Origin of the sequence: Paenibacillus sp. PK1-4R, from assembly GCF_030369595.1 — a bacterium.
Lineage (GTDB): Bacteria > Bacillota > Bacilli > Paenibacillales > Paenibacillaceae > Paenibacillus.
In genome coordinates, this window is sequence record NZ_CP126535.1 from 4,038,195 (window position 1) to 4,050,277 (window position 12,083).

Genomic DNA, 12,083 nt, shown 5'->3' on the forward strand with positions numbered 1-12,083 from the left:
GTTTCATTTGCTCTACTTTGCGTTAATGATGTACTACAATGCACAATATTTTGGGAGGGAAACGATTATGTTTAATAAAGATTGCATCGCTATGCTGTTGGCGGGAGGAGAAGGGAAGCGATTAGCCCCTTTAACCTCAAGTATCGCAAAACCCGCTGTACCGTTTGGCGGGCACTACCGGATCATCGATTTTCCTCTCAGTAACTGCGTAAACTCAGGGATCGATACTGTAGGAGTATTGACGCAGTACCAAGCGGAATCGTTACACGATCATATCGGTGGAGGAGAACCATGGGGACATGGCAACTCAAATGAGGCAGGAATCTCCTTGCTTCCATCTTATCATACAGGAAATGACGAATACTTGGGAACGGCGGATGCTATTTATAAAAATATCGACTATATTGACCAACAAAACCCCGAAAATGTTCTAATTTTGTCGGGTGACCATATTTATCATATGAATTATCGTGATATGTTGGAGGCTCATCAGGCTAATAACGCCGCAGCAACGATTTCAGTTATGGAAGTTCCATGGGATGAAGCACATCGCTTTGGGATTATGGCTGCTGATGCGGATTTGCGTGTAACCGAGTTTGCCGAGAAACCGGCTGAACCAAAAAGTAATCTGGCTTCAATGGGCATCTACATGTTCAAATGGGATTATCTGAAACGCCATCTCTTGGAAGATGCCGCTAACCCTGAATCCAGCCATGACTTCGGTAAAGATGTTATTCCTCAAATGTTGAACGAAAATAATCCCCTCTTTGTCTATAACTTTAATGGTTATTGGAAAGACGTAGGTACGGTTAAGAGCCTTTGGGATGCACATATGGATCTGTTACACAACGAGGAAGACTGGAGTCTGCAAAAAGAAAACTGGCCGATGTTTACTCGCGACTGGCGCTCCAAGCCAAGTGCTTACAAAGCAAGACATACAAAGATCGAACATGTTACTTCCATGATTCACGACTCTTGTGCAATCGAAGGTCGTTCAGAACGTTCCGTTATCTTCTGCGGTGCAGAAGTAGGTAAAGGCTCTGAGGTTAAAGACAGTGTCGTTATGCCTAACGCACGCATAGGCCGTGGGGTTCACATCGAACGCGCCATCATTGGTGAAGGTGCAATAATCAAGGACGGTGCAATCGTTAAAGGTACGGCGGATGAAATTGTGGTCGTTGGACCTAACGAGATCATCTCTGCCAAACCGGCTGTCCGTACGCAACCTGTTCGTATGTTGAAAGAAGTATATGAAAAAAGTGGGCGCCTGCGCACTGGTGAACTTTCTTCATAATAATACGCAAAAAAGGTGAGCCTTGGATGGCTCACCTTTTTTTTGTGTTGATATGGATGTTATAAAGCGTACATGCTCGATCGTCAGGTAGAAAAGTCTCTTATCTTTTAAAATCTTAAGACTTTTCTATATCCGATTTTGTATCGCTTGCTGTTCGCTCATCTGTGAATTCAGCATCACCAGACGCGGTTTCAGATTCTTCTGTACCCATCTCCTCAGACACAGCCGGTAATGTAACCGTAACGGTTGTACCAGATCCAAGTTCACTCTGCATCGTGATCGTCCCCTCGTGCAGTTCTACCAGTTCTTGCGTAATCGCAAGACCCAATCCGGTTCCCCCATTTTGATGATTTACCTGGAAGAAACGGTCCCGTACTTTGATTAGGTGTTCTTCACTAATTCCGATACCGGTGTCCTGAACTGCTGCAATGATCTGACCATTCTCCTCTTTGACAGACAAGAAGATCCAGGAATTCTCATGTGAAAATTTGATCGCATTATCAACAATGTTTAAGAAGACTTGTTTCAATCTGTTGCCGTCTCCATGGACATTATAAGCACGAGTTTCGTCCGTTTCCAACTTGAGATGGACCTGTTTTTGTTCCGCTTTGGCCCAGACATTCAACATCGTTTCCTGTACAATTTCACGAATGTTGACCGTTCCTTTGACCAGCTTCATCTGATTCTGCTGCAATTTGGAGAAATCCAGCATCTCTTCAACAAGTCCAATCAGTCGTTCGGTCTCCTTAGAAATGATGCCCATCCCGATACGGGTTTCTTCCGGATCATAACCACCTGAGTCCAGTGTCTCGCTCCAGCCCTTAATGCTGGTCAGAGGTGTTCTTAACTCATGTGAGATCGAAGAGATAAAATCATCTTTGATCTGATTACTGCGCACAATCTCATGTGCCATGAAGTTAAGTGTTGATGCCAATTCACCCAGTTCGTGCTTATAATTCCCCTTAACCCTGACATCCAGCCGTCCTCTGGCCATTTGGGCAGATACTGCGGTGATGTTGTTAATTGGACGTACAATGGAATTTGCCATACCAATGCTGATGATTAACACTATAGCAAGCACGCCAACACCGACCGCAGCGGCGAGTAGTCCCATATTCAACAGCTTTGAATTTACATCTTCGAGTGAAGTCAGATAACGAATAACATAAGTATTTTCGCCGCCCAGATCAAACTTGTGTGAAACGGCCATGACGGATTCTCCAGTACCTGGTTGTCTTCCAATCCAGCGTCCCATATCCCCATTCAGAGCCTGCATAATATCACTGGTTTGCAGCACAGCACGGTCGGATTCAAAAGCAGTTGAACTCGCCAATACGCGCCCGTTCAGATCCAAAATTTCCAATTCAGTGTTGGATAAGGCCAAATTCACAATCAATCTGGACAGATTATTGCCATCCTCCGTAGTATTCTCACGAGCGATCGGCTCGAAAAAGTCCTTTGAATTAGAAATGTGGGTACTAATCGTATTGTAGATACTTTCATAATAATACCTTTGAACTGCCAACATAAATACGAATTCGACCAACAGCAGAGCGAGAAAAACTACAAAGAAATAATGTAGTACGATCTGCCGAGTAATGCCTTTTTTAATCATTGCTCCCGGCCCTTCCATTTGTACCCGTGACCCCATACTGTCTGCAGGTATTCGGGCTCGGAAGGATTGTTCTCAATTTTTTGACGCAGACGACGAATGTTGACATCCACAATTTTGGGATCACCCATGTACTCTTTTCCCCATACATGATCTAACAACACATCGCGGCTGAGCGGTGTATTTTCTTTTTCCAGGAAAAACTGAATCAAGGAAAACTCCGTTGGAGTCAATTCAATGGCTTCATTCTGTTTCTTGAATTGCTTCGAGATCAGATCCAGTGAAAATGGACCAGACTGGAACGTAACCTTTGCCGCGGTTTCCCGATGCACGTTCACACGGCGTAATAAAGACTGAATACGTGCAATCAACTCTGTAGGGCTGAAAGGCTTGCTTACATGATCATCTGCACCAACGGAAAGTGCATACACTTTGTCCTGTTCCTGCACTTTTGCGGTTAAAAAGATGATACCCAAGCGTTCATTGGTCTCACGGATCCGTCGACACACCTCGAATCCATCAATACCAGGTACCATGACATCCAGCAGAGCCAGATCAATATCCGGTACCGTTTGCAGTATGCGAAGCGCTTCATGACCGTCACCCGCTTCAAGCACTTCGAATCCGTTTCTCTTTAAATTAATTACTATAAAACTGCGGATGGATTCTTCATCCTCAAGAATAAGTACTTTACTCATTAAGTTCTCCCTTTCTATTCAGCTGGGAAGTATTGCTCAGTGCATCTTTACCCGCCTCTGATTGTGCTACTCGTGAAGCAATAACCCGATCTTTGGTACGCGTAATTTCCTTCCAGCTTTTACCCTTCTCCTGTTCCCACTTGGAAAGGGTGAAATATTTGATCTCTGCCACGGTTTCGTCCGTATCAATCATTTTAAATCGAATATATTTTTCCTTTTCCGATTTGGTGTCAATAGTGATCTTACCGTACCACTCTGGTTTGAGATTTAGATGAAATAAATCAGCATCATCCCGGAATTGGAATGAGACAAATTTCTTGCTGTCTTTGCCATCCCACTGATAATAGGTGTAGAACCACAACCGAGAGTCAAATACGTAATGCTCCCAGCCTTTCGGAGTCTCTTTAAGTCCAAACTCAATAATACCATCATTATCAACATCACCGCTTAAAATTTTGTCATCTCTATACGTTTGATCCGGTGATTTGAAAGCATTGACTAACTTGTTATCTTTAACATACATAATTTGCGAGAAGGAACTCCGATCATCCAGCTCGGCATCCAGTACAATGCCCATCTGTCCTTCCGCGATCTCTCCGCCCAGAGCATTATAAACTTCTTTAACGGTATAATCGGTCTGCACCCGATCAACTTCCTTGAAGCTGCCATCTTCATACTGGTATAACGCAATCGTTGCAAAACCGCTGTTGTTCAGCGAAATGATAACAAAATCACTTTTACCATCTCCGCTCAAATCCAGCGTATTCCCCTGCGCATCATCAATGATATATTGATTATACGGAACTCCACCCAAGACCTGCTCCAGTGCCCCGCCCTTGTAGGAATATGCAGTCAGGGCCTTCTGCTCCTGCAGACTTACACCAAGAATAATATCCGGATTTCCGTCATTCGTAATATCCAATACTTTAAAGGATTGCAGCTCATTTCCCGGCACATCAAATGTAAGCTTTTTAACCCATGTGCCTCCCTGCTCTTCCAAAATCATGCCATGGATTCGCACATTCTCATTTGGTGTCTCATAAAAAACAATCGCTTCCCGAGTTCCATCCCCGTTCAGGTCTTCCACCCGAATCATGCTGGTATTATTCATATCCTTGGGACGAATCAATGTACTCTCTGGCGGCAGTTTAACCTGAACCACGTTGTACAGTTTCTCCTTATCGGTGGACATCATTGGTTTTCTCATCAAACCCTTGGGGTCACTTATGACTGTACATCCGCTTAGAACAGAACCAAGCATAATTGCCATAGTTCCTGCTGCTACAAAGCGTCCCCACCGTGAATTAAACAATCTCATCACTCTTTTCAATAGTTTAAATCTGGTTTTTTTCTTGCTGTGTCAGTCTTCGTCCACGAATATCAAAAGCAATCTTGCCTTCTGCCAATCCCCAGATCCGTGTGGCATGTTTCTCAGCAAGTTCAATAGGCAGTACTGCAATGACTGTTGCACGTTCTTCTTCACATAATTTGCGCAGCGTTTCCAGCACCGAATCTGCTGTGTGAGGGTCAAGACCAATCACTGGTTCATCGGCCAAAACAACTTTGGCACCATGAGCAAGTGCTCTTGCAATGGCAACACGCTGCTTCTCGCCACCACTGAGCTTCTCTGCTATTTGATGTGCTTTATCAAGTAATCCCAATCCTTCGAGATAATCCATAGCACCCATATAATCATCGGAACGTACCATACCGGTTACCATTCTCCATACGGGAGTCTGACCCGATCGTCCGATTAATACATTTTTAAGAGCCGTACGTCTGGGAAATAATTCTGGATTCTGTTCCAAGTAAGCCCATTCCCGTTTAATTTTCCGTTTTCCGGACCAGCCTTCTTTCAAAATCTCGGCGCCATCCACCGTAAACCGACCGGAATCCCATTTCTCCATCATAGCCAGACATTTGAGCAGCATGCTTTTTCCGCTACCACTTGAACCAACTACAGCTATCATCTCACCTTGTTGCATATCAAATCGAATATCCCGTAGAACGGGAACGCGGTCCACGCCAACGGATTTACTCAAGTTCTCTACTCTGATCATCGCGATGTCTCCTCTTGTCCATGTTTTTCCCTACCACTAGTGTACTCGGAAATGGACATCAATTTCCATGCGAACACCAGCTTCTATTTTAACACAGATTCGAACTCAGGTTTACGACGAAATAATATACCTGCCAAGCCGAAAATAAGGTACATGATTCCGAGCAAGGTGAACATGCTTCCGGGTGAAATCCAATTGATCATCTGACCTCCCAGATTCGGTCCAATAATACTTCCAATCGTGAAATGAAAGGATGCCACAACATTGGCTGCAGGCAGCAACACTTTAGGCAAAATATCTGCGGCATAGGCAAGGCCCAATGAGAAAAAGGAGCCGACCAGGCCACCGGCGATTGTTAACAATACAAGTGTCCACCAGAAATGCGTACCTGCGACTGGAACCAGCATGAAAATGATTCCCCCGCTGATGCCCGCAGACATCAATATCTTTTTACGCCCGTATCGGTCACTCAACATCCCCAGAGGCAATTGAAGGAACAAACCTCCAATCCCGATAAAGGGAAGCAACGACGAAATCTGATCGGTGTCGAACCCAATACGCAGGCCATACACGGGGAAGTTACTATTCATACCGGCCTCCATATATCCGTATAAAAGAGCAGGTAGCAGTGCGTACCAAGCCCATGCCAGACTACGACGGAAGCGCCGTTCAGGGAGCTGGCCATGCTCTGCTTTTTCCGGCTTCGTATTCGGAAGCTTCATTAATACCAGTATAAGTACTGCTGCCATACATACGAACAATACCCAGAACGGGACAGCATCACCGAAGCCAAGCAGCTTGATTCCCAGCGGACCAATGCTGAATCCCAGACCGTAGGACATGCCATATAACGATATGTAGCGTCCACGCTTCTCAGGTGCCGTAACAAGAAGCACCCAGAGCTGAGCCGCATAATGCAGTGCGCTGTCTCCTATTCCAACGATCAGGCGCAATATGAACCATATTTTAATATCTGGTAAATACGGAAATAGTATTAAAGGGACCATGACCAATATCAGGCCACCCACAATCAGTTTTTTGAACCCGAGTGCTCCTAATAGTCGTTCCGCAACTAGAGTCATGGCAAAAGAGCCAATGTACAATGCAGCAGCGTTTAATCCGTTTAAACCTGGTGAAACCCCTTTTTGCTCCAAAAAAATCGAAAGCACAGGCAGCAAAAGCCCCTGACTAATTCCAGCTACCACAATAACCGTAATCAAAATCAGATAATTGGCTGTCGAGTGTGATAGTTTGGGGCGAGTAATCGATGACACGAATTCATTCCTCCTGCGAGCACACAAAGAAAAATCGCCATCGCTGACGACTTTTGTATGGTATACATATGGTTTTAGACTGCTATTCTTGAATCAGGGCTTTGCCCCGGACTTGAACATTATAGTGGACAACGCCCTGCAAAACAAGCCATAATAGAGGTTGTTCAAAAAGTTCACTTTTGATTACGAATCATGCCTAGTGGCATCATCAGCTTCGAAGATGAAATTCAGCCGAAATGTCCGTTGCTCACGTAGTTTTCCTACGCTCCGCTACTCCATTTCTATCTTCATTCCATCTTCTTGGTACTGAAAACCAGACTTTTTGAACACGCACTAATCGTACTTAAGTCGCTGCGTACATTTAGATGTGACGGGAGGATTCTGCAACATTATGGCTTATCATGTGAAAATTGATGTTTCACCGATATATGAAATGCTCAACAGCTTTCTGGTTTATGTTACGAAAAAATGGATTCAGCATCTGGATATCGGTCCTGAATGGATTCTGGAAGTGGAAGGCAAACTAAGTTCCAATGTACGAGCTGCGCTCGCGCCTGCTGCCACTTGGCCTTTTGATGATTTTGATGTCCTGTTTGCATGGGCTGCGTATCAAAATGATACGAAGGAAAATCGTGAATTTCTGGACATGCTTGCCGGAATGACAGCGGAAGACCTGTTTGCACGTGTGTCTCCTCTTTTGCCCGCTCTTACAATAGAAGAATCTACGCGCATTCGGAACAGTTATGTCCCATTATTGCGACTATGGGATGAACACTACTGTCAGAATATGAGCGAAGATCAGCGTGTGTGGCTGGAAGAAGATGCCGAAGAAAAACGCATTTTGCTTGATAAAATGGGCCCAGAACTGCTTATTGAATATGCTACAGCGGGCGTTCTTGTTGAACCGATGCCTGGACTGAACGAAGTCATCCTGTTTCCAACGGTACACAATCGCCCTATTAATATGTACTGCTTCTATGAGGGGATGATGATTATGCAGTATCCCGTAGATGCACCTGAAGAGAACGAAGACCAGCCGCCAACATGCCTTTTACGTTTTACCCATGCATTGGCTGATCCCGAAAGACTTCGCCTGCTTCGTTACGTATCGGATGAACCCAAATCCCTCGCTGAGATGTGTGAAGAATTGGGTAAAGACGAAGACACGGTCAAAGACCAGGTTATGGCGCTACGCATCGCAGGTCTGCTACGGACCCATCTGCTCGGAAGTAACCGCAAAGAGAAATACAGTATTCGGCCGGATGGCGTATCTGAATTGAATATGTTCCTGGAATCCTACATTCGCATTTAATTTAGTTGAACCATTGTGGAGTTACTGGCTACAAGGAGTGAGTTAGATCATGAAAATAATGAAACAACATATTTTGTTTGACCTTGATGATACACTTGTATATTGCAACAAGTACTTCAACCTGATTTTGGGAGAATTCTTTGAGAATATGCAAGAGTGGTTTGATGGACATTCTCTGACAACACAAGAGATTCGAGAAAAACAGCTGGAGATCGATGTAACCGGAGTGAACAAGCTTGGTTTTGCAAGTCATCATTTCCCGCAATCCCTGATTGATACCTATCGTTACTTCTCCGGAAAGTTCAACAGATTAACTTCTCCCAGAGAAGAGTCCTATCTGAGCAAGTTGGGTATGAGTGTGTACGACCAGGAGGTTGAACCCTACCCTCATATGGTTGAAACGCTTGAGAACCTCAAAGGTGCTGGACATTCCCTCTACTTATATACCGGCGGCGAAACCGTGATTCAGCAGCGCAAGATTGATCAGATGAAACTCTCGGCTTATTTTGATGATCGGATCTATATCCGACAACACAAAAACGTTGAGGCACTGGAAGGCATTCTGTCTAATGGTCCGTTTGATCGTCGTGCAACTTGGATGATTGGCAACTCACTGCGGACAGACATTATGCCCGCGGTAAAAGCCGGAATTCACAGCATATATATCAAACAACCGAATGAATGGCAATACAACATCGTAGAACTTCAACCTAATCCGGAAACATCGATGTATACCATCACTGCACTGGAAGAGGTACCAAAAGTCATACACGAAAATATACAACAGCAGCAACAAAAAAGGACCCTTGGATAAGGGTCCTTTTGCTGTATGTTAACAGTTAACTAAGATCAAGCATCCTGTTTCTCACCAGATAACTTGCCTGTTACCACATCTTGCAAAATAATACGTGCCTTCACTGTACTCCCGTCTTTTCGTTTGAACGACAGTACCTGGGTACTGCCCTTCTCAATCAGCGATTTTAACATCGTACTGGTGATTTTTTTGCCCGCATACTCTTTCCAAACTACAAACGAACAGCCTTCCTTGAAACGTGAGCATCCATAACCCTTCTTGCCCTCTATAATCTGACCCGTGCAGCCGGGAGAAGGACAAGGTGCCAGTATCTCTCTCACTCCCGATGGACTCGCACTAGAAGACGGAGCCTTGGTGGTCGCACTTTTCCCACTGCCGGCTCTCGATGAAGATGCCGAAGTCTGATGGGACGTTTTTACAGTCGAACCGCCACTAGCTGTCTTGGCAGATGTCCTTGTAATGCCGGCCTGGGTTCTTGCTCCTTTACCTTTCCCCCTGCCTGCCCGTGAATCTTCTCCAAAAGCATCTGCTGGAGCAGGAGCTTGTACACGCACTTTCTCAATGATGGACAAGGTGAATTTCTTGACGTTCTCCATGAACTTGTCCTGACCCGCCTCACCTTTGGAAATCTGATATAACCTTCTTTCCCATTGCCCGGTCATCTCAGGTGAAGTTAACAGATCTACACCCGCACGGCGAATCAACTCAATAGCTGTTCTGCCTTTGAGCGTTAACTGCATTTTCTTACCTTGCAGCGTAATGTAACCCACGTTTTTGAGGCGTTCAATTGTAGCCGCACGTGTAGCCGGAGTACCCAGACCACTATCTTTCATCGCATCTCGCAGCTCTTCATTCTCGATCTGCTTGCCTGCACTCTCCATCGCTTTCAGCAATGTTCCCTCGGTATAACTTTTGGGAGGCTGGGTCGCCTTCTCCTTAAACTCACTCTTCGTACATTGAACAGGCAAGTCGGGTTGTACAGCAAAAGCCTTGTCCGTCCACTCTTCAGCTTCCTCTTCCTCATTGCCGTTTTTCTTAGTCTTCTTTTTGCCTGCACCGCCCTGTTCCTGATCTCCAGAACCGAGAACCACTTTCCATCCGAGGGACAGCAGTTCTTTGACAGATGTCTTAAACTGATGTTTCTCCACTTCGGTGAGCACGGTATGTTGCTTATACTCCGCCGGAGGATAAAAGTGAGACAAGAAACGTCTGACAATCAAATCATAGATGTTCTGCTCATCCTTGGATAAAGTACCTGGTCGCTTCAAAGTAGGTAGGATCGCGTGGTGATCCTCAACCCTGCTCGGGTTACATACCCCTTTATTATTCTTATGAACAAGCTCTGGCTTGGCCCCTTGCGCAAGCTCACTATAGTTACCATTTTTAAGCAGGTTTAGTGTTTTGTGCATACCTTCAATATTCTGTTCTGTAACATAGTTGGAGTTTGTCCGCGGATACGAAATCACCTTGTGTTTTTCATACAAGGCCTGTGCAATATCCAGTGTTTTTTTGGCACCATATCCGAACTTGGCATTGGCTTCACGCTGTAAAAGGGTCAGGTCATACAAACGATACGGATACTCTTTTGTCTGCTTCGCTTCGTATTTGGTAATCTGCCCTGTCTTGCCCTTCACACTGGCTGCAATGGCCTCTGCTGCCTCCGCATCGGTCAATTTATCTCCCTGACGCAGTCCCCGGTACTCGACACCTTCCTGCCGAAACCAGGCGGCTACTTCATAAAAGGTCTGTGACTGGAACGCTTCAATCTCTATTTCCCGATCGTAGATTAGCGCGAGTACCGGCGTCTGCACACGGCCTACGGACAACAATGCATTATGGCGGGTTGTAAACGCCCGCGAGGCATTCATCCCAATCAGCCAATCAGCTTCACTTCTGGCGCGAGCAGCATGGGTCAAATTTTCAAATTCAGAGGCATCCTTCAGACCATCAAAACCACGTCTAATGCTCTCTGCCGTCAAATCCGATATCCATAAACGCTTTACAGGTTGACGCAGCTTCAATTGCTGTTGTATGAGGGCGAAGATGTACTGACCTTCTCTCCCTGCATCGCAAGCATTAACGATCGCTGAAGCCCGTTTTGCCAGTTCTCCAATCATTTTGAGCTGATCTTTTGTCCTCGGATTGGGTACAATCTTGAACTGATCGGGTATGATCGGCAGGTCCGCTATATTCCAGCGCTTGTACTTTGTATCATAGGCATCCGGTTCAGCCAGTCCAAGCAAATGCCCTATCGCCCATGTGATGATGTAATGTTCACCTTCGAGATACGTGCGATTGTTCTTGGCCTTTGGTTCTATGACGGCGGCAATGGTTCGACCCATGTCGGGTTTTTCCGCTATAACCAGTGTCTTCATCCGTCCATCTCTCCTCCTTCACCGTCCGCATGACGGCAAAAAGGGGCATTCCGCCGACGGAAGCCCCTTGCTTCTGAAACTCATTATATCAGATTTTGGATTCGGGAGCACCTTCCCGAAATGAATTATCCTGCTGCCTGTTCCTTTAATACATGTTTTTGTCTGCACTCTTTGCATACACCCTGGAAATCCAGACGATGATCCGTAACAGCAAAGCCATACTGACGTTCGATTTGTTGTTCCAAACGAAGCAGACCATCTTCCATAATCTCTTCTACTTTACCACATTCTGTACAGATCAAATGATGGTGGTGATGGGAACCGTCTGTACTTCGCAAATCAAAGCGCGCAGCGCCGTCACCAAAGTTAATCTTTTCAACGACCTGAAGGTCACTCAGCAGTTCGAGAGTGCGGTATACGGTAGCCAATCCAATCTCAGGGAACTGCTCCTTAACCAGGAGAAATACTTCCTCTGCGCTGAAATGATCCTTTTCATGTTCAAGCAATACACGTACAGTAACTTCCCGTTGTTGTGTTAACTTATATCCTTTTTCAACCAATTGATTTTTAATGTGAAAGATCTGTTCTGAAATGGACTTGTCCCGGTTACTTGCCATAGCAGGTCGCACCTCCGGTTTATATTC

10 protein-coding genes are annotated in these 12,083 nt (G+C 45.4%); 3 read left to right on the forward strand and 7 right to left on the reverse strand.

Annotated elements, in window-relative coordinates:
- Positions 1-67: 67 nt before the first annotated feature.
- A complete protein-coding gene (locus QNO02_RS17450; RefSeq protein ID WP_289389502.1) occupies positions 68-1,294 on the forward strand; it encodes a glucose-1-phosphate adenylyltransferase in 1,227 nt (408 codons plus the stop codon).
- A gap of 115 nt (positions 1,295-1,409) precedes the next feature.
- On the opposite strand, the gene QNO02_RS17455 is transcribed toward QNO02_RS17450, so the two are convergent.
- The 5 genes from QNO02_RS17455 to QNO02_RS17475 form a co-directional block, all read right to left on the reverse strand.
- Positions 1,410-2,909: a sensor histidine kinase gene (locus QNO02_RS17455; protein WP_289389503.1), complete on the reverse strand. Its 1,500-nt coding sequence runs from the start codon at positions 2,907-2,909 to the stop codon at positions 1,410-1,412.
- Positions 2,906-3,604, reverse strand: coding sequence for a response regulator transcription factor (locus QNO02_RS17460; RefSeq protein ID WP_017688086.1), 699 nt, complete (start codon positions 3,602-3,604; stop codon positions 2,906-2,908). Before QNO02_RS17460 ends, QNO02_RS17455 begins: the two co-directional genes overlap by 4 nt.
- Complete coding sequence (locus QNO02_RS17465) at positions 3,597-4,916, reverse strand: hypothetical protein (protein ID WP_289389504.1); 1,320 nt, start codon at positions 4,914-4,916, stop codon at positions 3,597-3,599. The genes QNO02_RS17460 and QNO02_RS17465 overlap by 8 nt, the downstream gene beginning before the upstream one ends.
- Positions 4,917-4,938: 22 nt before the next feature.
- Complete coding sequence (locus tag QNO02_RS17470; protein ID WP_036613671.1) at positions 4,939-5,664, reverse strand: phosphonate ABC transporter ATP-binding protein; 726 nt, start codon at positions 5,662-5,664, stop codon at positions 4,939-4,941.
- Between the two features lie 83 nt (positions 5,665-5,747).
- Entirely contained in the window at positions 5,748-6,938 is a 1,191-nt protein-coding gene (locus tag QNO02_RS17475; protein ID WP_289389505.1) for an MFS transporter, read from the reverse strand.
- A 391-nt stretch (positions 6,939-7,329) separates the two neighbouring features.
- Here QNO02_RS17475 and QNO02_RS17480 point away from each other — a divergent pair, with 391 nt between their 5' ends.
- Together QNO02_RS17480 and QNO02_RS17485 are read left to right on the forward strand one after the other, a co-directional pair.
- Complete coding sequence (locus QNO02_RS17480; protein ID WP_289389506.1) at positions 7,330-8,250, forward strand: ArsR/SmtB family transcription factor; 921 nt, start codon at positions 7,330-7,332, stop codon at positions 8,248-8,250.
- 49 nt (positions 8,251-8,299) lie between these two features.
- The gene (locus tag QNO02_RS17485) at positions 8,300-9,064 is read left to right on the forward strand and encodes an HAD family hydrolase (RefSeq protein ID WP_091029388.1); all 765 of its coding nucleotides are present in this window, start codon (positions 8,300-8,302) and stop codon (positions 9,062-9,064) included.
- Between the two features lie 35 nt (positions 9,065-9,099).
- Here the strand turns inward: QNO02_RS17485 and QNO02_RS17490 are convergent, their stop codons facing one another.
- Positions 9,100-11,439, reverse strand: a complete 2,340-nt coding sequence (locus tag QNO02_RS17490; RefSeq protein WP_289389507.1) for a type IA DNA topoisomerase — start codon at positions 11,437-11,439, stop codon at positions 9,100-9,102.
- A gap of 125 nt (positions 11,440-11,564) precedes the next feature.
- Positions 11,565-12,056, reverse strand: coding sequence for a ferric iron uptake transcriptional regulator (gene fur, locus QNO02_RS17495; RefSeq protein WP_036613667.1), 492 nt, complete (start codon positions 12,054-12,056; stop codon positions 11,565-11,567).
- Positions 12,057-12,083: the final 27 nt, after the last annotated feature.

Bases quoted from the DNA above. Each gene is read 5' to 3' on its own strand.
- QNO02_RS17450 (WP_289389502.1), top strand. From the start codon at position 68: ATGTTTAATAAAGATTGCATCGCTATGCTGTTGGCGGGAGGAGAAGGG.
- QNO02_RS17455 (WP_289389503.1), bottom strand. From the start codon at position 2,909: ATGATTAAAAAAGGCATTACTCGGCAGATCGTACTACATTATTTCTTT.
- QNO02_RS17460 (WP_017688086.1), bottom strand. From the start codon at position 3,604: ATGAGTAAAGTACTTATTCTTGAGGATGAAGAATCCATCCGCAGTTTT.
- QNO02_RS17470 (WP_036613671.1), bottom strand. From the start codon at position 5,664: ATGATCAGAGTAGAGAACTTGAGTAAATCCGTTGGCGTGGACCGCGTT.
- QNO02_RS17480 (WP_289389506.1), top strand. From the start codon at position 7,330: ATGGCTTATCATGTGAAAATTGATGTTTCACCGATATATGAAATGCTC.
- QNO02_RS17485 (WP_091029388.1), top strand. From the start codon at position 8,300: ATGAAAATAATGAAACAACATATTTTGTTTGACCTTGATGATACACTT.
- QNO02_RS17490 (WP_289389507.1), bottom strand. From the start codon at position 11,439: ATGAAGACACTGGTTATAGCGGAAAAACCCGACATGGGTCGAACCATT.
- fur (WP_036613667.1), bottom strand. From the start codon at position 12,056: ATGGCAAGTAACCGGGACAAGTCCATTTCAGAACAGATCTTTCACATT.